The sequence below is a fragment of the Aliifodinibius sp. S!AR15-10 genome, assembly GCF_031569985.1.
Classification (GTDB): domain Bacteria; phylum Bacteroidota; class Rhodothermia; order Balneolales; family Balneolaceae; genus JAMQKA01.
In genome coordinates this window covers 57,834-81,805 of the sequence record NZ_JAMQKA010000020.1, presented here as the reverse complement: position 1 = coordinate 81,805, position 23,972 = coordinate 57,834, and the positions used below count along the sequence as shown (strand labels likewise).

Here is a 23,972-nt window from a genome sequence, read left to right as displayed (position 1 = left end):
AACTACTAAGTTATAGAACACAGAATCATGGAAAACCAAATTCAAATTTTCGATACCACGCTCAGAGATGGAGAACAGTCACCCGGGTTCAGTATGAACCAGGAAGAAAAGTTAAAGCTTGCCCTCCAGCTTGAGCGTCTAAAAGCCGATGTTATCGAAGCCGGTTTTCCTATTGCCTCTGATGGTGACTATGAAACTGTTCGCGCGATCGGGAAAAAGATCAAGCACAGCACCGTTGCTGCTCTTAGCCGGACAAAAAAGCAGGATATTGAGCGGGCGGCTTCTGCACTTGAATTTGCTGAAAAGCCTCGCATTCACACATTTATTGCGACCTCCGATATCCATATGAAGTACAAGCTCAAAAAATCTCGTGAGGAAGTGCTGGAATCGGCGGTGCAAGCGGTGGAATATGCCCACTCGCTTTGTGAAGAGGTTGAATTCTCTGCAGAGGATGCTTCTCGCAGTGATCCTGAATTCCTGTATGAAATTTTTGAGGCGGTAATTGATGCCGGGGCTGAAGTGATCAATGTGCCGGATACCGTCGGTTATGCCCTGCCCTGGGAATACGGGGAGCTGATTAAGGGTATCAAAGAAAATGTGCCGAATATTGACAAAGCGGTGATCAGCGTACACTGCCACAACGACCTTGGTCTTGCGGTGGCAAACTCACTGATTGCTGTGCAAAATGGCGCCCAACAGATTGAATGTACGATCAATGGCATTGGAGAACGGGCAGGTAATGCCTCGCTGGAAGAGATCGTTATGGCGATGGCGACGCGGGAAAACAATATTGGCAAGAAAACCAACATTGTGACTGAAGAGCTTTATCCCGCCAGCCAGCTTCTCACCAAAATTACGGGTAACCCCGTGCAACCCAACAAGGCGATTGTGGGAGAAAATGCGTTTGCCCACGAAGCGGGCATCCATCAGCATGGTGTGCTCAATAACCCGATGACGTATGAAATCATGACGCCTAAATCGGTGGGTCTGACAGGTAATCGCATTGTGCTGGGGAAACACTCCGGCCGTTTTGCCCTGAACAAAAAGATGGAAGATCTTGGCTATACACTCGATAAAGAGGAGTTGAATCAAATCTATACCAAGGTAACACGCCTGGCTGATCAAAAGAAAGTAGTGACTGACAGTGACCTGCTGATGCTGGTTGATGAAACCCTGAATCACAAAAAGGTATCCGGAGATACGACGGTCACCAAAAACTAGGAACGCAACGATTTACAAAATATAAATCCAAACTGTTAAAAATACAGAGTTCGAATAACCATGGGAATGACTCTCACAGAAAAAATATTAGCTAATCACAGTGGCGCCTCTTCGGTTGAACCCGGGGAAAGTGTCTGGGTCGATGTGGACGTTTTAATGACCCATGACGTTTGTGGGCCGCCTTCTATCTCAATTTTCAGAAATGAGTTCGGGGAAGATGCCCGTGTCTGGGACAAAGAAAAGCTAGTTATTATTCCCGACCACTACATCTTTACCGAAGACAAATACGCCAACCGAAATGTCGATATCCTGCGCGCTTTTGCGGCCGACCAGGATCTCCCCTACTACTATGATGTAGGATCTGATAACTATAAAGGAGTTTGTCATATCGCGCTTCCTGAGGAGGGCTTCACTCGTCCTGGTGAGGTTCTTTTCGGGACCGATTCTCACACTTGTACTGCCGGAGCATTCGGACAGTTTGCCACGGGTATCGGAAACACCGACGCCGCATTCATAATGGGTACGGGCAAGCTCTGGGTAAAGGTACCGGAAACCATGCGTTTCGTATTTGAAGGGACTGAGATGCCCGATTACCTGATGGCGAAAGATATTATCCTCCAAATTATTGGAGATATCGGAGTGGACGGCGCAACTTATCGCACGATGGAATTTGGCGGTGAAGGAATCAGTGCCATGACCATGGAAGATCGCATGACACTGACCAACATGGTTATCGAAGCCGGTGGTAAAAATGGTGTTGTTGAACCGGATGAAAAGACGGAAGCTTATGTAAAAGAACGTACAGACAAACCGTTTGAGCCGGTATACAGCGACAAGGATGCCGACTATCACAGTGAATATACCTATCAGCTTGACAAGCTGGTTCCCATGGTGGCTAAGCCTCACAGTCCTGACAACAAAGCAACGGCTGAAGAGCTGGAAGGCACCGAGCTGGATCGCGCCTATATCGGATCATGCACCGGTGGTAAGCTCTCCGACTTTGTGGCAGCAGCCAAAATTATTGATGGACAGGAGTTGAAGCTGGAAACCTTTATCGTTCCGGCCACTACCGAAATTAAGAAAGGCCTTAAAACTGAAAAGGTGAATGGCAAAACGCTGCAAGACATTTTCGAGAGCGCCGGTTGTCATATCGGTAACGCCTCTTGTGCAGCCTGCCTTGGTGGTCCTTCTGATACCTTTGGTCGCCTGAACAACGAAGAGCGATGTATCTCAACGACCAACCGGAACTACCCGGGTCGCATGGGATCCAAGCAAGCACAGGTCTATCTGGCTTCTCCCTATACTGTTGCGGCTTCGGCCATCACCGGTACAATCACTGATCCACGAGCATTTATTAACTAAATAAAATCCACTAGAAAGTTTTAATGTCTACACCAGATACGATAAAGGGAAAAGCGTTTGTGCTCGGTAAAAATATTGACACAGACCAAATTATTCCTGCAGAACACTTGGTATATAGTCTTGACGATCCTGAAGAACGAAAATTTTACGGGCGATACGCTCTCTCCGGGGTTCCCGATGCGGAATCCGGGCTTCCACAGGGAAATATTCCCCTGGTGGAAGAAGACAAGTTTGAAAGCGAGTTCGAAATCATTATTGGAGGACATAACTTTGGTTGTGGCTCCTCACGTGAACACGCTCCGGCGTCCCTGAAAATTGCAGGTGTCAAAGCGATCATCGCTCCCACATTTGCCCGTATTTTTTACCGAAACTCTGTTGACGGTGGATTTGTAGTTCCCTACGAAAGCATCGAAGACCTGAGTTCTAAGGTAAAGACCCATGATATACTGGAAATCGATCCAGCTGAACGCGAGGTTCGCAATCTCACCCAGGACGAAACCTACAAGATTCGTCCACTGGGTAGTGTTGCGGATATCGTCAACGCCGGGGGAATTTTTGAATTTGCACGAAAAGAAGGAATGATCGCATGACAGCAACGAAAGAAATAGTAGTTCTACCCGGCGACGGCATTGGGCCGGAAGTCACCAAAGAAGGAATCAAGATCCTGGAAGCCGTATGTAAGCGGCACGGGTATAAGCTCAAGACACGTAGCTTTGATGTCGGTGGAGCCAGTATCGATCGCTATGGGCGCCCCTTGACAGATGAGACGCTTGAAGCATGCAAGGAAGTACCTGCTGTACTCCTTGGAGCCGTGGGAGGTCCGCAGTGGGATAATGAGCCCAAGGATAAGCGTCCGGAGGCTGCCCTGCTGGGATTGCGGAAAGAGCTCGATCTTTTCGCCAACTTGCGGCCTATTAAAGTCTATAAACCGTTAATCGATGCCTCTACCCTCAAAAAGGAGATTGTAGAGGGTGTCGACATCATGATTCTCCGTGAACTGACCGGGGGCATCTACTTCGGCAGGCCTCGACTTATTGAGAAGACGGAAAATGGGGAACGCGGGGTAGACACGATGGAGTACACTACTGATAAAATCTCCCGCATCGCCCATAAGGCTTTTGAGATGGCCACTAACCGTGCAAAGAAAGTGGCATCGGTGGACAAAGCCAATGTACTCGACAGCTCGCGTCTTTGGAGAAAAGTAGTCATAGAAGCCGCCAAGCAGTGGCCCGAAATTGAACTGGAGCACGTCTTGGTGGATAACTGTGCAATGCAACTTGTTCGCTATCCCAAGCAGTTTGACGTCATCCTGACCGGCAATATGTTTGGTGATATTCTCAGCGATGAAGCTGCGATGATCACCGGATCAATCGGTATGTTGCCTTCGGCCAGCATTGGTGAAAAATTTGCCATGTATGAGCCTGTTCACGGTTCTGCACCGGATATTGCCGGTGAGAACAAAGCAAATCCATTAGCGACCATTGCATCAATTGCAATGCTCTGCCGCCATTCATTGGATATGGAAGAAGCTGCCCAGGAAATCGAAGATGCAATTTTAGCAACTCTTGAGGATGGCTTCCGTACAGGAGATATCTACACAAAATCTCCGAAAGAATATTTAGTAAACACCTCAGAAATGGGTAGTGCAATCATGAAACATTTAAATCCTGATTTACAACCAGGCACTTTCTTATGAAACAGTCACCAGCAAAACACTTCGCACAACAACCGAATACCGACACTTCAAAAATTCTGCTTCAGCTACGTAACACAAGCAGAGTGAATGAAGTGGACCTTGACAATCCGGGATTTGGCGATGTGTTTTCCGACCATATGTTCAGCCTGGAATACAAGGCGGGAGAATGGCAAGACGCACAGATCATTCCCTTTGATGATCTCAGGATCTCACCCGCCATGTCCACGCTGCATTATGGACAGACTGTTTTCGAGGGAATGAAAGCGTTCCGTGGTGAAGATGACCAGGTTCGATTTTTCCGCCTGAATCGTCACCTAAACAGGCTTAATGATTCCTGTGAACGCATGTGTATTCCTCCACTGGATACAGGACTCCTTGAAAGGGCCTTAAGGAAGATGATTTCTGTTGATAAAGAGTGGGTACCTAAAAAACATGGAAATGCCCTTTATATTCGTCCACTCGTGTTTGCAACGGATGCCTGCTTGGGAGTACGTCCCGCCGAAACATACCGATTGTTGATTATGACTTCCCCTGTTGGGGCTTACTACGAGGAAGGGTTTAATCCCGTAAGTCTTACAACAACTGATGAGTATATCCGTGCGGTGCGAGGTGGATCTGGTTTCATTAAAACGGCCTGTAACTATGGTCCCACCCTCCTACCTGCTGAGAAAGCCAAAGAAGAGGGCTTCACGCAGATCATCTGGCTTGATGCGCATGAGCATAAATACATCGAAGAAGTGGGTACCATGAACATCTTCTTCAAAATTGATGGTGAACTCCATACTCCTCAGCTGAGCGGTTCGATCCTCAGTGGCATAACACGAGATTCCGTTATTAAACTAGCTCAACACTGGGATATTCCCGTTCACGAACGGCCGATAACCATCGATGAAATATTTGAGGCAGACAAACAGGATACCCTTGAGGAAGTTTTTGGTACAGGGACGGCAGCTGTTATTTCTCCGGTAGGATCCATTCACCATCAGGGTAATATGCTGGTAACGGACGAAGATGAAATTGGACCTTTTGCCAAAAAACTTTTTGACACTATTACTGGTATACAATATTCAACTCACGAGGACATCTATCACTGGATGTCCACTATTAGCTGACCTAATCTACCCGATTGATAGTCGGGTAGATTTCTTTTTTTTCTGGGTAATTCCAAAGGGATCATTTGATGGATCCGGCACTATGCTTTATCTCATTTCTAATACGCAAAATAGTTGTACAAACTAAGTGACCAGCCTCATTTTACAATCTAAACGGCATTTTTTGGGTGGAATTCTTTTCATAACTAGCCGCTTTTCTTACCTTCCTGCTGGCGCAATTAGAATTGATAATAACTCTTATTTTCTATGAAGATTAAGATCAACAAGCTGGATGAAGAGCTGCATATGGAAGCACAAAATGAAGAAGGAGGGGCGATCCGTATGGATGGCACTCGCACCATCGGGGGGATTGAAGGCGGTATGAGTCCCATGCAGCTTCTACTGGCAGGTATTGGGGGGTGCAGTACTATCGATATCATCGGGATTCTTAAGAAACAGAAACAGGATCTGCAGGATATCAGTGTGGAAGTGGATGGAGATCGTCAAAAAACGGACACCTACTCCGAATTCAAAACCATTCACCTTAATTTTATCTTGAAGGGAGATCTGGATCCCAAAAAAGTTGAACGCGCTATTAATCTCTCCATCGACAAATATTGCTCGGTTTCAAAAGCGCTGGAAAAAACATCCAGGATCACCCATAGTTACACGATTCAATAATTTAGCTTTACATTATTTTCATGGCAGATTCAGAAAACAACACCGGTACAAAGGCAATTCGAACACAAACAGAGCGTACGGAGCAGCGAGAGCACTCTACCCCGCTGTTCATGACATCCAGCTTTGTATTCGATTCGGCGGAGCATGCTCGTGCGATGTTTGCCCGTGAGGTAGAGGGCAATATCTACAGTCGCTACTCGAATCCCAATACAGATGAGTTTATTACCAAAATCTGTAATATGGAGGAGGCTGAAAGTGGGATCGCCACCGCCTCGGGAATGTCGGCTGTGTTTTCCAGCCTTGCGGCCCTGCTAGACCAGGGCGACCATGTGCTGGCTTGTCGCTCATTGTTTGGTTCCAGCCACCAGATCCTGAACTCTATTTTCCCACGCTGGGGAATCAGCTATTCCTATGCTGATATTGATAAACCCGAGAATTGGAAATCATTGATCCAGGATAACACACGTGTACTCTTCCTGGAGACCCCTTCCAACCCAGGACTCGATCTCATTGACCTGGAATGGGCGTGTAAGCTTGCCAAAGAGCATGGGCTTATAACGGTGGTGGATAACTGTTTTGCAACCCCCTACCTGCAAAAACCGATGAAATACGGAGCCGATATCGTCATACATTCGGCCACAAAGTTTATTGACGGACAAGGTCGGGCTATTGGAGGGATCATCGTTGGTAAAGATCGCTATATTGAAGAGATGCAGATGTTCACCCGACATACCGGGCCGGCACTCTCTCCTTTTAATGCCTGGCTGTTCTCCAAAAGCCTTGAAACGCTGCCGGCCCGCATGGATCGCCACTGTTCCAACGCCCTGAAACTGGCTGAATTCCTGGAAAATCAAGATGATGTGGATTGGGTTAAGTATCCTTTTCTGCCCAGTCACCCGCAGTATGAACTAGCCAAAAAACAGATGAAAGATGGCGGTGGTGTTGTTGCTTTCAATATTAAAGGTGGATATGAGCGGGCGAAGAACTTTCTCGATAATCTCTCAATGATATCCCTTTCTGCCAACCTTGGAGATACAAGATCCATTGCTACACATCCCGCTTCTACTACACACTCCAAACTCACCGATGAAGAGCGTGCCGCTGTGAACATTACACCAGGCTTAGTGCGTATTGCAGTGGGATTGGAAGAGATTGAAGATATTATTGCGGATGTGGATAAAGCACTCTCTACTTAAGGAAACTACCAGATACAGAGCTTTAATACTTTTGCTGGATTAATAATCCCTTTGATATACAAAACCCATCGAACGGTAAGCCCTTCGATGGGTTTGCTAATTTAATACTTTTTAAACTGGTTTAATCCCAGCCTTCAATCATTTCAATTTCCTTTTCCTTGTCTGCCCAGTCGTCGGCATCAGGGAGCGGATCCTTTGTTTCATTAATCAGGTGATCCATCCACTCTTCGGAGAGCTTGTCATTCAGGTCGATGTAGTGCTCCCACTCCAGCGGCAGCTCATCATCCGGATATATCGCTTCAACCGGACACTCTGGTACACAGGCGTCGCAATCAATGCATTCAAAAGGATCGATAACCAAAAAGTTGGGACCTTCCCGGAAGGCATCTACCGGGCACACCGCCGCGCAATTGGTGTATTTACAATTAATGCAAGGTTCTGCTACTATATAAGCCATGCTTGAAAAAAATTATCTTTTAAAAAATTAATTTTTGCTAAACAGGATGTGTACAAATTCTACAACCACTCCTGTTCATTTAAATAAATACAAATTAATTATTGAAAACTGAGGGGTTAATCTAATCTTCTTTTTGCGTAGTTTCCACTTTTAAAGCTTCATCAACCACATTTCTTCCCACAATTTTTGCTGTTTCTTCGTAAGCCCTAAGCAATTGATTTTCTCGGAAATAATCAATCACACCAGAGTCAATCAATTCATACCAAATTTTTTTTCGGGATTCGAAGTCGGGATGATGCCTGGACATTGGTTTGCGCAAGCGTTGCATAAACTTGAGGAAGTGCCCGTATTCCGGTCCAAACTCTTTCTCGAACCGCTGTCGAAGCCGCACAGCCAGTGCTGGGGCCGCACCACTGGTAGAAATGGATAGTGTTAGTGGACCCTGCCGAACAATAGAACCAAAGGCGAAATTAGCGTGTGGCAGATCATCCATCACATTCACCAGGATGTTGCGCTCCAATGCTTCATTGTAGACACGTTCATTGAGATCGCCCTCATATTCAGCGACAATAGCCATAAAAGCGCCTTCCAAGTCACCATCCTGGTACTCCCGATCCAGCCACTCAAAGCGTCCTTCGTCGGCCCAACGCCGCATATTATCAGTTATGTGCGGATAAATGACAGTGAGGTTAGCATTTCGATCCAGTAGCTGCTCTACTTTTTCTTCTGCTTCTTCATCACCACCGATCAGAACTGTTTTGCGTTCATCGAGCCGTCGAAGGTAAATCGGGAACATTTCCATAATTCAAGTGCCGGTCATGCTGTTTTGATAATTCTGTGTAGGAAGATGGATGCCGCATTCTGTTTTCTCTGAACCATTCCAGCGGCCAGCGCGTTCACCCTCCTCTTCTTCAGCATCTACCGGTTGTGTACACGGAATACAGCCAATACTGGGATATCCTTCATCATGCAACGGGTTATACGGCAAACCCCGGTTGTGGATATAATCCCAAACATCGTCTCCAGTCCAATTTGCAAGGGGATTGATCTTGATTACCTCATTCTCAGGATCCCATTCTACAATCTTGGTCTCTTTGCGTGACTCTGATTGGTTGCGACGCACACCAGTAACCCATGCTTTTTTATCCGAAAGATAATTTCGGAGTGGGAGAACCTTCCGTAGATAGCAGCAGCGGTTGGGATTCCTGTTCCAGAGTTCATCGCCATATTTTTCTGCCTGCTCATCCAGCGAAAGATCAGTGCTTACCCGGGTAATATCAATATCATACCGGGCTTCCAAACGATCACGCAGTTCGTAAGTCTCATCAAAAAACAGGTGCGTATCCAGGTAAAAAATCGGGATATCGATGTTTGCTTTTTGAAGACGATCGATCAGAAACACTCCTGAAGGGCCAAATCCCGTACCCAGCACCATTTCCGAACCGAAGGTCTGAAACCCCCACGATAATACTCGCTCGGGACTAGCCTCTTCAAACTGCTGGTTGAGGTTATCTAGCAGTTCCTGTGTTAAATTTTGCTGTAAAAATGTAATGGGTTCTTTTAACTTCTGCATGATTTAATAATTTATCCTGCAAAATTTGTCACAAATTTCTCATTTGTGGTCGTTTCTTGCTCGATGGATTCCTTTTGGAACCAGTTTAATTCTTTACCTTTTGAAGCCAACTCTCCCACAACGATTGTTGCCGGAGAAGAAAGATGCGCCGCTTCATCAGCGATAGTAGCAAGGGTTGCCACAACCGTCTGCTGTGACTCGTAGGTCGCTTTTTCAATCACAGCTGCCGGTGTATCGGCATCTCGACCAAAACTAATCAGTCTTTCGGTAATATTTGGCAAATTCCGCATACCCATCAATATGACGAGCGTATCGGCCTTGGCCAGGTGTTCCCACTCTTCAAAAGAATCACTTTTTTTGATGGTGTGCCCGGTAACGACGGTAAACGAGCGCGCCACCTTACGATGGGTTACCGGGATGCCGGCAAAAGCGGGTGCTGCTAACGCAGAACTGATACCCGGCACTACTTCGTACGGAATATCGGCCGCCTTCAGAGCCATGCACTCTTCCCCTCCGCGACCGAAGACAAATGAGTCGCCCCCTTTGAGGCGGACCACTTTTTTGCCTTCGCGCGCTTTGGTGATCAGAATATGGTTTATTTGATCTTGAGAAACGGAGGGTTTTCCCGGGCGCTTACCCACGTAAATATGCTCCGACTCTTCCGAGGTAATGGAGAGCAGGTCCGGATTGGCCAGACGATCATAGACGATAACGTCGGCCGTCTCCAGTGCCCTGGACCCCTTGACTGTAATCAGTTCGGGATCTCCGGGACCGGCGCCCACCAACTGGACTTTACCATCCTGCGATTGAAATTTTTGTTGGCTCATAGTGAATTTACTCGCTGTTATGCGGGAATTTCTTCGGTTTCTTCTAACCCGACCCGGTTCCAGAAGTCACTGAAACTCTCGCCGTTGGAACGGTTTTCTTTGAAGTGTTTTAAAAGTGGTCGCACTTCATCAACCAGATCTTCACGGTCAATCAGGTCCTTATACTCCTTATTAAGCCGCGTTCCTTCGGGATTTCCACCGATAAAAATCGTGTATTTATCGAGTGAACGACCCACGAAGCCGATATCGGCTACATAAGGACGGGAACAACCGTTCGGGCATCCCGTCATACGCACGGAGAGCTTTTCATTTTCAAGACCGAGCTCCTGCAACACGCCGTCCAGATCACGAATGATATCCGGGAGTGCGCGTTCCGACTCGGTAATCGCCAATCCACAGGTTGGCAGTGCGGGACATGCCATAGAATATTTAATCACATTGGCAATTTCGTCATGTAGCAGCACGCCGTGCTCATGGAATATATCTTCAATATCCTCTTTATCCTCTTCTTTAACATCGGTGAGCAGTATATTGTGATTGGGTGTTAACCGCACGCCAGTGCCGTATTCTTTAACGACTTTTCGTACTGCTGTTTTTAGTTTCAGCTCACCATCATCCTTGATACGTCCGTTTTCAATGGAAAGTCCAAGAAACCAGTTGCCGTCAGACTGCTGATTCCAGCCCAGGTAGAGATCCAGGTCAAAATCAGGCATATCACGGAATGGCTGCAGCTCAAATCCAATGCGCGAGATAAGCTCTTTTTCAAATTTCTCGAGTCCCCATTTATGGATGAGGTACTTCATGCGGGCCTGCTTGCGATTTTTGCGGTCACCGTGGTCCCGCTGAATCTCAATTATACCTTTGACCACATCGACGACCTTGTCCTTGGTTACGTACCCAAGGTCATCGCCCAGTCGTGGGAACGTGTTTTCCTTGCGGTGATTCATTCCCATGCCGCCGCCGACGGTCACATTAAATCCTTCAATTTCGTTGTTATCATCAAACAGCGCTACAAGTCCGATATCCTGGGTATACAGGTCAACACTGTTATCTTCCGGCAGAGCGATACCCACCTTGAACTTACGTGGCAGATAGCTCTCTCCATAAAGAGGCTCACCTTCTTCAACTTCCTCTTTACCGGAATATACCTTATCACCATTCAGCCATACCTCGTGGTATGCCTTGCTGGCGGGGAGCAGTATATCTGAGAGTTCGTCGGCAAACTCTTGTACTTTTGCCTGTCTTCCGTCAATATCAGGAGCGGGTGTGGCCATTACGTTTCGCACAATGTCACCACAAGCTCCAAGCGTGGTAATGAGTGAATTGTTGATCTCCCGTAGCGTGTCTTTCAACTCGCTTTTAATCACGCCATGCAATTGAAAAGCCTGTCGAGTGGTAACCCGCAGTGTCTCATTGGCGTATTTGTCAGCAATTTCATCAATTGCCAAGTATTGGTCGGCTGTCATTTTGCCGCCCGGCAGCCGGCCGCGGATCATGAAAATATAGTGGCGGTCTCTGCCTTCTCGGAGATCACGATCATCCTGCTGATAGGTGCCGTGAAACTTCAGCACCTGGATAGCCTCTTTGCCGAAGTGGGAAGAATCATTTCCCACTTCGTCCAAAAGAGGCGCGCGCAGATAATCGCTGTTCTCCTTTATGACTTCAATTTTGCTTTTTGTTTTTTTTCGTCGTGAACCCATAAAGGATTGTGTTATCTGTTTTTTGAACTAATTATAATTTATCGCTCGATCGGAGCGTCAATCAGGTTGCCCCATTCGGTCCAAGAACCGTCGTAGTTCTTAACATTGGGATATTCGAGCAGTTCGTTGAGAACGAACCAAGAGTGTGCAGAACGCTCTCCAATTCGGCAGTAGGCAACGATATTTTTATCAGGAGTAATGCCTTCGCCTTCATAGATTTTTTTCAATTCCTCTTTGCTCTTGAACGTACCATCCTCATTTACTGCTTTAGACCAAGGGATATTGGAAGCTCCCGGAATGTGTCCAGCACGTTGGGAAAGCTCATTCAGGCCCGGAGGTGCCAGGATTTTCCCGGTGAACTCATCTGGGGAACGAACATCGACAAGACCGAAGTTGTCGCCTTCGAGCTGCTCCTTAATTTCATCACGGAATGCACGATACTCGGGCTTGGTGCCGGAAATAGTGTAGTCCGTTTTATCATAGCTTGGCACGTCGGTAGTGAGCTCGCGACCTTCAGCTTCCCACTTCTTACGACCGCCATCCAGGATCTTCACGTCCTCATGACCGTAATACTTCAGCAGCCAATAGGCCCATGCAGCAAACCAGTTGTTATTGTCGCCATAAAGAACCAGAGTAGTATTCCCTTCTACTCCGCTCTCTTCCAGCAACTTTTCGAAATCTTCTTTTGAAGCAATAGTTCTGCGCAACTGATCCTGCAGCTGCTCTTTCCAGTTCCAGCCTACAGCGCCTGGAATATGACCAGACTCATACGCTTCGGTATCAACATCGACCTCGACAAATCGAACGCCCTCATCATTTAGATGATCGGCTGCCCAATCTGTTGAAACGAGTACTTTTTCGTTAGTTAAAACTTCAGACATAGTTATTAATCTTTATGATTATGGATTAAGGTTGTTTTCGGAAGATTCATTAAGCTTTTCTGAGGCAGGCGTGTGAACTTTTGCAAACAAAAAAGCCCACCACCTGCTTTCAGGTAGTGGGCTTTAAATCAAGTTCTTTTAAACCTATTTAAGCATATTACATCCACTACCCTTTGAGGCATCCATACAACAACACATACAGAGACAACACATCTGAATGTTTGTAAAAAGGTTGTGAATGTTGTTTTGAAGATTCATTTAAGTAGATTTAAAAAACTTTCGCGATTTCTTTCTTCTGCATGCCTAGAATACTAACCTTCTTGATAGAAGTCAACACCTAATTCAAAAAAATCTCTTGTCCGCTAAAATGTAACGTTTAGCTCAAGCCTGAACGATTATACAATTAATCTGGTTTGGGATCTTTGATAATACTCAATAAACAGCATTGTATATATCAAAAAAATTCTTAATTTTAGGCCAACTGACATCGGGAAATGTCAGACAAATCAATTATGAAAACTTTGAATACAACAAGCAACATATCAGTCACCTCTCTTCAACCACGTAATATCTGTGCGTGTTGTTGTTGCTGTTGTTGTAGCTAGTTGCCGGAACTTCTCTCTACTCTCACAACTCATTTAACATTGCCGGTAACGAAGTCAGATTCCCCAAACACAGCGTGAAATCTGTCTTTCATATTTCTGGCAAAAAATATCCAAGAAGCTTTTTTATAATGAACGCACTAAAATTATTAGAACACACAGATTCAGATTTGGGTCAACGAAGTGATCAATTGAGCTCATTTATTGGAGAAACACCGCTCTACCCTATTACCAATATTAATCCAAACAAAAATGTTAAGGTCTTTGCCAAACTTGAATGGCAACAATTTGGGAGCAGTGTCAAAGCGCGCCCTGCGTACCGAATTGTTCGCGATGCTATCCAGCGCGGAGACTTGACGCCGGAGAAACATCTGCTCGACGCGAGCAGTGGAAATACCGGTATTGCCTATGCTCATATCGGCGCAGCACTCGGAATTCCGGTAACCTTGTGCCTTCCAGAGAATGCCTCTGAAGAGCGGAAACAGATTTTAAAAGCACTTGGAGTAAATATTAAGTACACCTCTCGCACAGGCAGCACGGATGAAGCCCAGGAGATTGCGCAGAAGCTGTACGAGGAAAATCCTGAAAAATATTACTATGCTGATCAGTACAGTAATCCCAGCAACTGGAAATCGCATTATTACACCACAGCACCTGAGATCCTTGAACAATCGGGGTATGAGGTGACACACTTTGTTGCTGGACTGGGCACAACCGGGACCTTTACCGGTACGGGTCGCCGCCTGAAAGAGTATGATGAGGACATTGAACTCATTGGTCTGCAGCCAGACTTGGCAATGCATGGTTTGGAGGGCTGGAAGCACCTGGAGACGGCACACACGCCGGGTATTTATGATGATTCCGTAGCCGACCAGATGCGCACAATTTCTACCGAACGATCACATGATATTGTGAAGCGGGCTGCCCGTGAAGAGGGTTTACTCATTAGCCCATCGTCTGCTGCAAACTTGGCTGGAGCCTTAGAAATAGCTCAAGAGCTAGATGAGGGAGTTGTGGTAACGATCTTCCCTGATGATGGCAGTAAATATGGTCAAGTAATCAATCAACTGTTTAAGGGACAATAAAACAGAGCATGAAGGTAGTTATTGAAGAGCAGGCATTGGCGGAAATGGAACGTCATGCTGAAGAATATTATCCCAATGAATGTTGTGGTTTTTTCTACGGCAAGGATGGCGATGTGCGTAAGATCACCCTTGCTAAACGCGTCGATAATACCAAGGAGGGTGACCAGCGACGACGTTTCCAAATCGATCCAAAAGATTACCAGGAAGCTGAGCGGTACGCGATTGAGCATGATCTGGATTTGTTGGGTGTATATCACTCTCATCCTGATCATCCCGCGGTGCCTTCGGAGCACGACCGAAAAGTTGCGATGCCCTTTTTCTCCTACATCATTGTTTCTGTTGAAGATGGAGAGGCTGTTGTCACGCGATCCTGGCAGTTAAATGAAGAACGACAATTTGAGGAAGAAGCATTTCAAGCTGAGAATATCAAAGATAAACAGATAACCTAAATTTTTTTGAAGTAAAACTATGGCTAAAATCATAATTCCGACCCCGTTGCGAAAATTTACTGATCAGAATCGCAACTTTACTACCGACAAGGATACGCTTTCTGATGCGATCCAACAGTTTGTGGAGGAATACCCCGATGTTAAGAGTAACCTGCTTGATGAGGATGGAAACGTCCGTTCATTCATTAAGGTTTATATTGGGGATGATGAAGTTGATCCCAATGAAGATGGCTCACTTGAACTGAGTGAAAATACCGAAGTAAGTATTGTACCGGCTATTGCCGGAGGTTGTTGATTTATTGAGCCAGCAAACGGGGAACTTCGATTTGTAAAGTATAATCGCGGCTCCTTTGACTTTTTTATCTCATAAATTAACACAGTAAAAGTTTAAAGTACGAATTTAGAAATGACGAATTGGCAAAACATAGAATTTTCAAGTGAAGAGCTGGGCCACTACAGCCGGCATCTTTCTATCCCGGAATTTGGAATGGAAGGGCAAAAGAAGCTAAAAGCGGCCAAAGTCTTGGCTGTGGGGACCGGTGGACTCGGTGCCCCGATGCTGCAATACCTGGCAGCCGCCGGTGTCGGAACGATAGGCTTGGTAGACTTTGATGTCGTTGAAGCCAGTAATCTGCACCGTCAAGTGCTCTTTGGAGCCTCTGATGTGGGCCGCCCCAAAGTGCAGGTCGCTAAAGAACGATTGCAGGAAATCAATCCCCATATCACCATCAACGTGCATGAAACACGACTAACCAGCGATAATGCACTAGATATTATTAAAGATTACGACGTTGTTGCCGACGGGACTGATAACTTTCCCACACGCTATCTTATCAATGATGCGACCGTAATGCTGGATAAACCGAACGTGCATGGTTCAATCTTCCAGTTTGAAGGACAGATCTCGGTCTTCAACTATGTGGATCAAGAAGGAAATCGCGGCCCGAATTACCGGGATCTATTTCCTGAACCACCGCCTCCCGGGTTAGTTCCAAGTTGTGCCGAGGCCGGAGTACTGGGCGTATTGCCGGGTATTATTGGCTGTATACAAGCCAGCGAGGTAATTAAGGTGATTACCGGTATTGGTGAGCCGCTAGCTGGCAAGCTGTTCCTTTTTGATGCGCTCAACTTCAGCACGCGCACCGTGAAGGTTAAGAAAAATGAAGACAATCCGCTTACGGGTAAAAACCCCGAGATCACAGAACTGATTGATTACGAACAGTTCTGTGGGATTCCTTCGGCAAGTGCTGAAGAGGAACAGGAATCTGTCGTTCCTGAAGTTTCTGTCAAGGAGTACAAATCCTGGATCGATAATGGTGAGGATGTCCAGCTTATCGATGTTCGCAAGCCATATGAGGCGGAAATCGCAGAAATCGGTGGCGAGCTTATCCCGCTGGATGAGATCATTGATAACGCGGATAAAATTGCCCGCAACAAAAAGGTTGTTGTTCATTGCCGCAGTGGTCAGCGTAGCTCCGATGCGATTAAAAAGCTTAAAGAAAAGTACGGCTTCGAAAATCTCTATAACCTGAAAGGCGGCATCCTGGCGTGGTCAGAGGAGATTGACGAAAGCATTCCGCAATATTAATACCACATGTGCGACGCACTTCTGAAGTGCGTCGCACATAACTTTGACTTCCCTTCCTTTTTTCTACTCCACTAATTGAAGTGACGCCGAGTTAATGCAATACCTCAACCCTGTTGGTTTGGGCCCGTCCGGAAATACATGTCCCAGGTGAGCATCACACACATTACACAGCACCTCAATGCGATGCATCCCGTGGCTGCGGTCCTCTTCATAGCGTATCACATTTTCTTCTACGGGCTCTGAGAAACTAGGCCAGCCCGACCCTGATTCAAACTTTTCTGTGGAATCGAACAGCTCGGTGCCGCAACAGATGCAGGCATACAAACCTGGCTGATGCGCCTCGCAGTATTCACCGGAAAAAGGTTGCTCGGTTCCTTTCTTCCTGGTCACCTGGAACTGTTCTTCAGAGAGCTGTTCTTTCCACTCCTGTTCACTTTTTTCCACGCGCCGGGGTGGTTCAGGGGCTCCGTTTACGGCATATTGATTTACCTGCTTCCAATCAATCATAATGCTAAATCTAAATCATGTGTTATAATAGAAAAGGCCAGACTCTTAAAGCCTGACCTTGATGATATGATTAGTCGGGACGACTGGATTTGAACCAGCGACCCCTTCGTCCCGAACGAAGTGCGCTACCGGACTGCGCTACGTCCCGAATAAAATGTGCGACGCACTTCAAAAGTGCGTCGCACGAAAAGCGTGTTTAGCTGATTTTGGTAATAAGATCAGCGGTACGTGCAGAGTACCCTGCTTCGTTATCGTACCAGCCAAGAAGCTTAACCAGGTTTCCTTCTACCTTGGTAAATCCGGTATCATAAATGCATGAGTGCGGATTTCCGAGGATATCGGTAGAAACCAGTTCTTCCTCAGAATATTGCAGAACACCCTTCATCGGGCCTTCTGCAGCTTCTTTATAGGCGTTGTGGATATCTTCAACACTTACATTTTTTTCAAGAACCGCGGTCAGGTCTGTCAGCGATCCGTCGGGAACGGGAACGCGAACAGCACTACCATCAAGTTTGCCATCCAGGTGCGGAAGTACAAGGCCTACAGCTTTGGCCGCACCAGTAGTGGTTGGCACGATGTTGTGCGCAGCGGTACGACCACGACGGAGGTCTTTATGAGGTCCGTCAACGATCTGCTGGCTACTGGTGTAAGCGTGAATTGTAGTCATAAAGCCTTTTTCCAGGCCAAAGTTGTCGTCCAGTACCTTAACCATCGGGGCAAGGCAGTTGGTTGTACAACTGGCATTGGAATATACCTGGGTTTCATCATCAATTTCTTCATCATTTACACCCAGTACGATTGTTTTTACATCGCCACCTCGTGCAGGCGCAGAAATAATCACTTTTTCAGCACCGGCTTCAATGTGTTTTGAAGCATCTTCTTTGTTGCGGAAAAGCCCTGTAGACTCCACAACAACCTCAGCTCCGCGTTTATCCCAGCCCAAATTCGCCGGGTCGCGTTCTGAAGAAATTCCAATCTCCATACCGTCAATGGTAAGAGAGCTATCAGTGGAACTCACTTCACCGTTGTAGGTTCCGTGAACAGAATCATACTTAAAAAGATGTGCCAATGTTTTTGCATCGGTCAGATCGTTGATTCCAACAATTTCAATTTCATCTTGGTGATAGGCCAAAATAGAGCGCGTAACCAACCGCCCTATTCGTCCAAATCCGTTAATTCCTACCTTGGTTTTCGCCATAAAAAAAGTACCCTTTCTTATCCTTTATTCTTGGTTAGTTTCCTGTAAATTTTCCTAAGGTTTTTGAAAACAGCAATTGAGCAAAGTCGGTCAAAAAGTATCATTCAAGCGTTCAATATTCAATACTAATTTTCTGCGAAAAAGTATTGATTCTTCTTGACCTATGCTAATAAAGATAGCAGCAGATTGGTAAATGATAGTGGAGTAGTTAAAATATTAACTCTTAGTCCTCATCAAGGTCAACATCCTCCGGTATATTTTCTTCATCCAGGAGGTCCTCAAAATCAGGACTCGTATCCTCGTCTTCACCTTCATCATCATAATCGTCCGTAGATGCACTGGATTTCTTTGTCACCTCGGTAGCTCCTGCCCTTTTTAGTTGGTTAGAAATATCAATCTGATCATTATCCAGTGCTATAGAGAGAGCGGTGTCACCATTACGATCTTTCAGGCTTACATTTGCACCTTTTCTTATTAAATAATCAACAACTCTTGCATGGCCTTCACGTGCTGCCTGCATAAGGGCGGTTTGTCCCCACCGCTGCTGGGCGTTGATATTGGCTCCATGCTCCACCAACAGTTTTACAATGTTCAAGTATCCTTCGCGAGCAGCCACGACCAATACCAGCTCTCCAACCTTTGCCCCGTTCTGGAGTAGAAATTCAACCATTTCAAGGTTGCCATTTTCAGCTGCCCTGTTGAGAGCTGTTGCCCCCATGGAAGTAGACATATTGGGATCGGCCCCTTGCTTAACAAGGTATTTGACGAGTTCCAGTTGGTTTTGTTCAGCAGCCAGGATCAATGCAGTAGAACCGTTTTTGCTCGTTTCATCAATATCTGCACCACCGTTGAGAGACTTTTTTATCTGTTCGAGTTTACCATTTTTGGCAGCGCTAAGTAGTGGTGATAGTTCCATAGTAAAGAGTTTTAAAAATAGCGGTTAATGCATTTTCCGCAGATGGACAGGTATATCTAAATATTTAAGAAATTAATCAAGAAGATTTCGCCGTAAAGTTGGGAATTTATGCTTTTTGCTCCATTGGACCACTAATGTATTACACCTATTCCGCTGTATCCGTTCATAAAATCTTTGCCGCTCATTCTACGCTTACCCGCAATTTGAACTTCTTTCAGGACAACAGCCCCGTCACGGCAGCCAACAAGCAACTCCTCATCCTCCATTTGCAGTTCTCCCGACTTGAGATTTAAACCCGATGCGTCTGCCAGTTCCGAGCGATACATGTTGAACTTGAGATCATCAAGCTTGGCCCAGGCAGTGGGGAAAGGACTTAATCCCCGAATTTTATTGTGAACCTCCAGCGCCTTTTTGTCAAAATCAATTCGACAATCATCAGTAAAAAGTTTCGGTGCGGGGGTAGCTTTGGAATCATCCTGCTGATATGTAGAATACGAATCATCAGCAATCTCATCTAACGCCTCAAGCAATAGTTCACTACCCATTTTTTTAAGGCGTTTATAAACATCACCAGTCGTTTCATTTTTCCCAATGGCCGTTTCTTTTTGTTTAATAATATGGCCTGTATCAACCTTTTCATTAAGGAAGAAAACGGTGCACCCGGTCTTCTCTTCCCCATTAATTATAGCCCAGTGAATAGGGGCGGCACCCCGATATTTAGGCAGAAGGGAAGCATGTAAATTGATGGAACCCTTCCTGGGAATATCCAATATTTTCGGTGGAAGAATACGGAAAGCAACGAGAACAAAAAGATCGGCTTTCAAAGCCGCAAGTTTGTTTGTGAAAGCGGGTAATGATAGGTCATCCACTCCAATTACCGGGAGATCAAGCTCCAGTGCCCTTGCCTTTACGGGGGTAGGACTTGTACCCCCTCCCCTGCCTCGTCGTTTGTCTACATTGCTTACCACGGCAACAACATCATGTTCTGAGGCATGGATCTTTTCCAGGCTGGGAATGGCAAAATCGGGGGATCCCATAAAAACAATATCCATCAGAGAAATGCTTCCGTTACTTTACTAGTTGTTAAGTATAATTCTCGATATAGTTATTGCTGAGCACTCTTTTCTTTTTTGGGCACCAAGGGATAGTCAGTCTCTTTTTCACCTTTTTCAATTTCATTCAATTTAGAACTCAACATCTTCTGCTTGAAATATGAAAGGTACTCCAGGAACAGTACCCCATCCAAGTGGTCTTTCTCATGCTGCACAACGCGGGAGAGCCATCCATCCAGATCAAGTTCCTGCTGATTGAAGTCGCGATCAAGATATCGAACTTTGATCTTCTCGGGACGTTTTACTGCAGCATTGACGCCCGGAATACTCAGACACCCCTCTTCCATTTCAACTTCAGCCTCACTGGTTTCTGCAATCTCAGGATTAATCATGGTGAGTGGCCCATATTTCTTTGCGGACTGGTCGGCATCGTCAATCATTGGATCGGCATCAGCCACGAAGACCCTGACCAGTTGGCCCACCTGGGGGGCTGCCAAGCCTACCCCGTCGGCGTTATACATCGTCTCGAACATGTCATCGATCAGGTTTTGCAGCTCCTCAGAGTTTTTTTTGACGGGCTTGGTTTTCGTTCTGAGCACGTCATCATCGTATGTAACGATAGGTAGAATGGGCATATATCAGTGTTCAGATATTTGTAAGTATTTTTGCAAAATAATGGCAGCAGCCGCCTGATCAATTCGTTCCTTCTCGCGCCGTTTCATTTTGGGAACACCAGCCTCAATCATCGCTTGAACAGCTTCTTTCGAGGTGTACCGCTCATCCATCTTTTCTATTTCAATGTTGGGAAAACGGTGGCGCAACTTCGTAATAAATTTCTCGACACGTTCGGTGGCATCGCCCTCATTTCCGTCGGGCGTCAGCGGCCAGCCTACTACAATTTTGATGACCCGTTCATTTTCATTTTCTATAAGTCGTTCCAGTTCATCAAAAACCTGGCGGCTGCCGTAGGTGCCGATAGGGTTAGCACTGGTACGCAACAAATCTGTACGAGCAAGGCCCGTCAGCTTTGTTCCTACATCAATTCCAATTATTCGACCGTATTCTGTCAATGATTAGCCTTCTGCTTCTTCCAATTCCTCTTCGTCTAAAGGTTCTTTGAGGAATTCTTTCATTAATTTGCTCGGTTTAAAATGGGTCTTACGATGTGGTGGTACGTAAATGACCTCATTTGTCTTTGGATTACGTGCTTTGGGTTTTGCTTTCGTTGTTTTCACTTCGAAAACACCAAAATCTCGCAACTCAATCCTGCACTCAGGATCGGCTTTCATCATTGTTTCACGAATTGCCACCAACACAGCTTCCACCCACGGTTCTGACTGAACCATAGGTTCATCCATCTCTTCGGCAACCCGACGCACCAAGTCTCTTTTAGTATAGGTAATCATAGAATAAAGTGTGCTTTATGTATTATTATTCAGCTCTAACCTTTGTAAACTCTTTGAGTTATAAAAGGAGAGATGATATTGTTTTTATTGCAGATATAAAAATTTAAAACGATTAAAAAAGCCTAAAAAACATCGTACTTATTCGTATCTAAATGCACTCTTAACGCCACTAACTTTTAGTAATTTCGTAATAATTTTATCCAAATGATCGATATCATCAACATAAACGGTCAGCAAGCCCTCAAACATTCCACTGTCACTGTTGACGTTGATGCTTTTCATATTTGTTTTAAGTGACTTCGAAACGATATCGGTCAGATCATTAACAAGACCAACACGATCTTCACCAATTATCTTAACAGCCCCGAGGAATTTTGAATCTATGTGCTTGGCCCATGATACGTCGACCACCCGTTCCCCGTCCGTTTGTATCAGGTGATGCACATTTTTACAATTCGAACGATGAATTTTCACATCTCCATCGCGACTTATAAACCCGATAACATCATCTCCGGGGATGGGGTTACAACAATTGGCATATGCATATTTTACATCGGTTAATTCTCCATTAATGAGAAGCGACTTCCTGTCACTAACTGAACGCGCAGCACTGATATATGTTTCCTGGATTTCTTCTTCCGTCAGCGGTCGTTGCTCTGGCGTATCATCATCGTCTTCTATGCGCCCCTTGCTGGTTAGCTGCTTGGCCGTTTTATAGAGTTCATTTACATCAAACGTGCCCCGACCAATTTCATAAAACATGTTTTGGGTCGTATCGAACTTGTGCTTATGGGCTACACGCATGAGCTCTTGCTCATTAATTTCAATATTACCCCGCTCGGCACGTTTTTGCCAGAGTTCGCGCCCTTCTTCGGCCACCCTACGCTCTTTCTGCTTAATATACTGGCGAATGCGCGATTTGGCTTTGTGGGTAACCACATCGTTAATCCAATCGGGATTCAGGTTGATTTTGTTACCCGTGATGATCTCCACCTGGTCGCCAATCTCCAGCTTTTGACGCAACGGTGCCATTTTCCCGTTAATTTTCGCAGCCATCGCACGTTCTCCCACCTCACTGTGAATATCGAAGGCAAAATCGATCGGGGTAGCCCCTTGTGGAAGCGTTCGCAGTTCGCCGTCCGGGGTAAACGCATAAATTTCATCTTGATAGAGATTGAGCTGAAAATCCTTCACAAACTCTTTTGCCTCATCAGGCCGTGGATTTTCCAGTACATCGCGCACCCAGTGTACAAATTTATCCAGTGTTTCGGAACCTTCTTTGCCCTCTTTATACTTCCAGTGGGCGGCAAGACCCCGCTCAGCAATGTCATCCATCTTCCGGGTTCGGATCTGTACCTCTACCTTCCGTCCCTTCTTTGTAATTACCGTTGTGTGCAGCGACTGGTACCCGTTCGCTTTGGGAACCGAGATAAAGTCACGGAATCGCTTCGGAATGGGCGTATACCAATCGGTGATGATGGAATACACTCTCCAGCAATCCTCTTTTTTGTGGGGATCTTCCAGGATAACGCGAATAGCAAAAAGGTCATAAATCTCTTCAAACGGTTTTTGTTGCCGCTGCATTTTCCTGAAGATAGAGTAGATATGCTTCGGCCGACCCTTAATCTCAAATGCGAAGCCCTGTTTGGAGAGTTCGTCCTCAATAGGCTGCATAAATTCTTTGATAAAAGCTTCCCGAGATTCTTTTTTTTCCCGAAGCTTGCGGGCAATAAATTTATAGGAATTGGGATCAATAACCTTAAAACAGAGGTCTTCCAGTTCGCTCTTGATATTGAAAAGCCCAAAACGATGGGCCAGCGGAGCGTATAGTTCGCGCGTTTCGGTGGCTATCTTTAGCTGTTTATCGCGCGGCAGGTGCTGGATTGTCCGCATGTTGTGCAGCCGGTCGGCAAACTTGATAAGCACCACACGCAGGTCTTCTGCCATTGACAACAGTAACTTCATAAACGTCTCGGCCTGCTTGGTATCGCGGCTTTTGAACACGCCGGAAATCTTGGTGACCCCATCAATAAGATGTGCTACCACTTCACCAAATTCTCTTTCAATATCCTCTAGCGTGACTTCGGTATCCTCAACGGTGTCATGCAGCAATGCAGCCGCAACCGACACGTCATCAATATTAATTTCTGACGCCACAATTTTGGCAACAGAAACGGGATGATAATAAAATGGTTCTCCCGAAGCCCGACGAACTCCCTTGTGCGAAAGGTAACAGAGTTTAAAGGCCTTGGTTACCATCTCATCGTCGGTAGAATCGGTGTACTGATGGCACATATCCAACAGTTGATTTAAATCATCCTGCTGTGCCGGATCTAACTCATAGGCGTCTAAATCCTGCTTATATGTTGTTTTGACCTCAGACATCTATTAACTGCCTTTCTCAACTCTACAGTTCTGGTAACACTTAAACAATTTAATTAAAGGATATGTCCACTTAAATACCAATTTACCCCATTATTCTGC

At 45.8% G+C, this 23,972-nt stretch carries 24 protein-coding genes, 1 tRNA gene and 1 pseudogene; 11 read left to right on the top strand and 15 right to left on the bottom strand.

Going from position 1 to position 23,972, the window contains the following annotated elements:
• Positions 1-27 precede the first annotated feature (27 nt).
• From NC796_RS14230 to NC796_RS14200, 7 genes and pseudogenes are all read left to right on the top strand, one after another.
• Positions 28-1,176, top strand: a pseudogene (locus tag NC796_RS14230) (2-isopropylmalate synthase); the annotation flags it as partial.
• A 105-nt stretch (positions 1,177-1,281) separates the two neighbouring features.
• Positions 1,282-2,583 carry a 3-isopropylmalate dehydratase large subunit gene (locus NC796_RS14225; RefSeq protein ID WP_310685311.1) on the top strand — a complete coding sequence of 434 codons (1,302 nt, stop codon included), beginning with the start codon at positions 1,282-1,284 and terminating at the stop codon, positions 2,581-2,583.
• Between the two features lie 23 nt (positions 2,584-2,606).
• Positions 2,607-3,173 (top strand): hypothetical protein, encoded by a 567-nt coding sequence (locus tag NC796_RS14220; protein ID WP_310685309.1) that lies wholly within the window; start codon positions 2,607-2,609, stop codon positions 3,171-3,173.
• The gene (gene leuB, locus NC796_RS14215) at positions 3,170-4,279 is read left to right on the top strand and encodes a 3-isopropylmalate dehydrogenase (RefSeq protein WP_310685308.1); all 1,110 of its coding nucleotides are present in this window, start codon (positions 3,170-3,172) and stop codon (positions 4,277-4,279) included. The genes NC796_RS14220 and leuB overlap by 4 nt, the downstream gene beginning before the upstream one ends.
• Positions 4,276-5,391, top strand: a complete 1,116-nt coding sequence (locus NC796_RS14210; protein WP_310685306.1) for a branched-chain amino acid aminotransferase — start codon at positions 4,276-4,278, stop codon at positions 5,389-5,391. Before leuB ends, NC796_RS14210 begins: the two co-directional genes overlap by 4 nt.
• Before the next feature lie 246 nt (positions 5,392-5,637).
• A complete protein-coding gene (locus NC796_RS14205; protein ID WP_310685305.1) occupies positions 5,638-6,051 on the top strand; it encodes an OsmC family protein in 414 nt (137 codons plus the stop codon).
• A gap of 20 nt (positions 6,052-6,071) precedes the next feature.
• Complete coding sequence (locus NC796_RS14200) at positions 6,072-7,247, top strand: aminotransferase class I/II-fold pyridoxal phosphate-dependent enzyme (RefSeq protein WP_310685303.1); 1,176 nt, start codon at positions 6,072-6,074, stop codon at positions 7,245-7,247.
• Between the two features lie 121 nt (positions 7,248-7,368).
• Here the strand turns inward: NC796_RS14200 and NC796_RS14195 are convergent, their stop codons facing one another.
• From NC796_RS14195 to NC796_RS14170, 6 genes are all read right to left on the bottom strand, one after another.
• Entirely contained in the window at positions 7,369-7,704 is a 336-nt protein-coding gene (locus tag NC796_RS14195) for a DUF3470 domain-containing protein (protein WP_310685301.1), read from the bottom strand.
• Between the two features lie 121 nt (positions 7,705-7,825).
• Positions 7,826-8,506 (bottom strand): bifunctional precorrin-2 dehydrogenase/sirohydrochlorin ferrochelatase, encoded by a 681-nt coding sequence (locus NC796_RS14190; protein WP_310685299.1) that lies wholly within the window; start codon positions 8,504-8,506, stop codon positions 7,826-7,828.
• Positions 8,507-8,509: 3 nt separating this feature from the next.
• The gene (locus NC796_RS14185; RefSeq protein WP_310685298.1) at positions 8,510-9,277 is read right to left on the bottom strand and encodes a phosphoadenylyl-sulfate reductase; all 768 of its coding nucleotides are present in this window, start codon (positions 9,275-9,277) and stop codon (positions 8,510-8,512) included.
• Positions 9,278-9,288: 11 nt separating this feature from the next.
• A complete protein-coding gene (cobA, locus tag NC796_RS14180; RefSeq protein ID WP_310685297.1) occupies positions 9,289-10,104 on the bottom strand; it encodes a uroporphyrinogen-III C-methyltransferase in 816 nt (271 codons plus the stop codon).
• A 17-nt stretch (positions 10,105-10,121) separates the two neighbouring features.
• Positions 10,122-11,804, bottom strand: coding sequence for an NADPH-dependent assimilatory sulfite reductase hemoprotein subunit (locus NC796_RS14175; protein WP_310685296.1), 1,683 nt, complete (start codon positions 11,802-11,804; stop codon positions 10,122-10,124).
• A 38-nt stretch (positions 11,805-11,842) separates the two neighbouring features.
• Entirely contained in the window at positions 11,843-12,685 is an 843-nt protein-coding gene (locus NC796_RS14170; RefSeq protein ID WP_310685294.1) for a sulfurtransferase, read from the bottom strand.
• 772 nt (positions 12,686-13,457) lie between these two features.
• Between NC796_RS14170 and NC796_RS14165 the strand changes: the two genes are divergently transcribed.
• From NC796_RS14165 to moeB, 4 genes are all read left to right on the top strand, one after another.
• On the top strand, positions 13,458-14,372 hold the full coding sequence (locus tag NC796_RS14165; RefSeq protein WP_310685293.1) for a cysteine synthase family protein: 915 nt from the start codon (positions 13,458-13,460) through the stop codon (positions 14,370-14,372).
• Positions 14,373-14,380: 8 nt separating this feature from the next.
• Positions 14,381-14,821, top strand: coding sequence for a M67 family metallopeptidase (locus NC796_RS14160; protein WP_310685292.1), 441 nt, complete (start codon positions 14,381-14,383; stop codon positions 14,819-14,821).
• A gap of 19 nt (positions 14,822-14,840) precedes the next feature.
• Positions 14,841-15,116 carry a MoaD/ThiS family protein gene (locus NC796_RS14155; protein WP_310685290.1) on the top strand — a complete coding sequence of 92 codons (276 nt, stop codon included), beginning with the start codon at positions 14,841-14,843 and terminating at the stop codon, positions 15,114-15,116.
• 111 nt (positions 15,117-15,227) lie between these two features.
• A complete protein-coding gene (gene moeB, locus NC796_RS14150; protein WP_310685289.1) occupies positions 15,228-16,409 on the top strand; it encodes a molybdopterin-synthase adenylyltransferase MoeB in 1,182 nt (393 codons plus the stop codon).
• 63 nt (positions 16,410-16,472) lie between these two features.
• Here the strand turns inward: moeB and msrB are convergent, their stop codons facing one another.
• From msrB to NC796_RS14105, 9 genes are all read right to left on the bottom strand, one after another.
• Positions 16,473-16,916 (bottom strand): peptide-methionine (R)-S-oxide reductase MsrB, encoded by a 444-nt coding sequence (gene msrB, locus NC796_RS14145; RefSeq protein WP_310685288.1) that lies wholly within the window; start codon positions 16,914-16,916, stop codon positions 16,473-16,475.
• Positions 16,917-16,990: 74 nt separating this feature from the next.
• A tRNA-Pro gene (locus NC796_RS14140) sits at positions 16,991-17,064 on the bottom strand.
• 48 nt (positions 17,065-17,112) lie between these two features.
• Positions 17,113-18,114 (bottom strand): type I glyceraldehyde-3-phosphate dehydrogenase, encoded by a 1,002-nt coding sequence (gene gap, locus NC796_RS14135; protein WP_310685286.1) that lies wholly within the window; start codon positions 18,112-18,114, stop codon positions 17,113-17,115.
• A 223-nt stretch (positions 18,115-18,337) separates the two neighbouring features.
• A complete protein-coding gene (locus tag NC796_RS14130) occupies positions 18,338-19,030 on the bottom strand; it encodes an ankyrin repeat domain-containing protein (RefSeq protein ID WP_310685285.1) in 693 nt (230 codons plus the stop codon).
• Between the two features lie 131 nt (positions 19,031-19,161).
• A complete protein-coding gene (fmt, locus tag NC796_RS14125; RefSeq protein ID WP_310685284.1) occupies positions 19,162-20,082 on the bottom strand; it encodes a methionyl-tRNA formyltransferase in 921 nt (306 codons plus the stop codon).
• Positions 20,083-20,135: 53 nt separating this feature from the next.
• Positions 20,136-20,717 carry a peptide deformylase gene (gene def, locus NC796_RS14120; protein WP_310685283.1) on the bottom strand — a complete coding sequence of 194 codons (582 nt, stop codon included), beginning with the start codon at positions 20,715-20,717 and terminating at the stop codon, positions 20,136-20,138.
• 3 nt (positions 20,718-20,720) lie between these two features.
• Positions 20,721-21,152, bottom strand: coding sequence for a Holliday junction resolvase RuvX (gene ruvX / locus NC796_RS14115; RefSeq protein WP_310685282.1), 432 nt, complete (start codon positions 21,150-21,152; stop codon positions 20,721-20,723).
• Between the two features lie 3 nt (positions 21,153-21,155).
• Positions 21,156-21,488: an HU family DNA-binding protein gene (locus NC796_RS14110; RefSeq protein ID WP_310685281.1), complete on the bottom strand. Its 333-nt coding sequence runs from the start codon at positions 21,486-21,488 to the stop codon at positions 21,156-21,158.
• Between the two features lie 138 nt (positions 21,489-21,626).
• Positions 21,627-23,873 carry a bifunctional (p)ppGpp synthetase/guanosine-3',5'-bis(diphosphate) 3'-pyrophosphohydrolase gene (locus tag NC796_RS14105; RefSeq protein WP_310685279.1) on the bottom strand — a complete coding sequence of 749 codons (2,247 nt, stop codon included), beginning with the start codon at positions 23,871-23,873 and terminating at the stop codon, positions 21,627-21,629.
• Between the last annotated feature and the right edge of the window lie 99 nt (positions 23,874-23,972).

Bases quoted from the DNA above. Each gene is read 5' to 3' on its own strand.
- NC796_RS14105 (WP_310685279.1), bottom strand. From the start codon at position 23,873: ATGTCTGAGGTCAAAACAACATATAAGCAGGATTTAGACGCCTATGAG.
- fmt (WP_310685284.1), bottom strand. From the start codon at position 20,082: ATGGATATTGTTTTTATGGGATCCCCCGATTTTGCCATTCCCAGCCTG.
- cobA (WP_310685297.1), bottom strand. From the start codon at position 10,104: ATGAGCCAACAAAAATTTCAATCGCAGGATGGTAAAGTCCAGTTGGTG.
- NC796_RS14175 (WP_310685296.1), bottom strand. From the start codon at position 11,804: ATGGGTTCACGACGAAAAAAAACAAAAAGCAAAATTGAAGTCATAAAG.
- NC796_RS14170 (WP_310685294.1), bottom strand. From the start codon at position 12,685: ATGTCTGAAGTTTTAACTAACGAAAAAGTACTCGTTTCAACAGATTGG.
- NC796_RS14205 (WP_310685305.1), top strand. From the start codon at position 5,638: ATGAAGATTAAGATCAACAAGCTGGATGAAGAGCTGCATATGGAAGCA.
- NC796_RS14155 (WP_310685290.1), top strand. From the start codon at position 14,841: ATGGCTAAAATCATAATTCCGACCCCGTTGCGAAAATTTACTGATCAG.
- NC796_RS14190 (WP_310685299.1), bottom strand. From the start codon at position 8,506: ATGGAAATGTTCCCGATTTACCTTCGACGGCTCGATGAACGCAAAACA.
- NC796_RS14195 (WP_310685301.1), bottom strand. From the start codon at position 7,704: ATGGCTTATATAGTAGCAGAACCTTGCATTAATTGTAAATACACCAAT.
- moeB (WP_310685289.1), top strand. From the start codon at position 15,228: ATGACGAATTGGCAAAACATAGAATTTTCAAGTGAAGAGCTGGGCCAC.
- NC796_RS14110 (WP_310685281.1), bottom strand. From the start codon at position 21,488: ATGATTACCTATACTAAAAGAGACTTGGTGCGTCGGGTTGCCGAAGAG.
- NC796_RS14130 (WP_310685285.1), bottom strand. From the start codon at position 19,030: ATGGAACTATCACCACTACTTAGCGCTGCCAAAAATGGTAAACTCGAA.
- msrB (WP_310685288.1), bottom strand. From the start codon at position 16,916: ATGATTGATTGGAAGCAGGTAAATCAATATGCCGTAAACGGAGCCCCT.
- leuB (WP_310685308.1), top strand. From the start codon at position 3,170: ATGACAGCAACGAAAGAAATAGTAGTTCTACCCGGCGACGGCATTGGG.
- NC796_RS14200 (WP_310685303.1), top strand. From the start codon at position 6,072: ATGGCAGATTCAGAAAACAACACCGGTACAAAGGCAATTCGAACACAA.
- gap (WP_310685286.1), bottom strand. From the start codon at position 18,114: ATGGCGAAAACCAAGGTAGGAATTAACGGATTTGGACGAATAGGGCGG.
- NC796_RS14210 (WP_310685306.1), top strand. From the start codon at position 4,276: ATGAAACAGTCACCAGCAAAACACTTCGCACAACAACCGAATACCGAC.
- NC796_RS14220 (WP_310685309.1), top strand. From the start codon at position 2,607: ATGTCTACACCAGATACGATAAAGGGAAAAGCGTTTGTGCTCGGTAAA.
- NC796_RS14225 (WP_310685311.1), top strand. From the start codon at position 1,282: ATGGGAATGACTCTCACAGAAAAAATATTAGCTAATCACAGTGGCGCC.
- NC796_RS14160 (WP_310685292.1), top strand. From the start codon at position 14,381: ATGAAGGTAGTTATTGAAGAGCAGGCATTGGCGGAAATGGAACGTCAT.
- def (WP_310685283.1), bottom strand. From the start codon at position 20,717: ATGCCCATTCTACCTATCGTTACATACGATGATGACGTGCTCAGAACG.
- NC796_RS14185 (WP_310685298.1), bottom strand. From the start codon at position 9,277: ATGCAGAAGTTAAAAGAACCCATTACATTTTTACAGCAAAATTTAACA.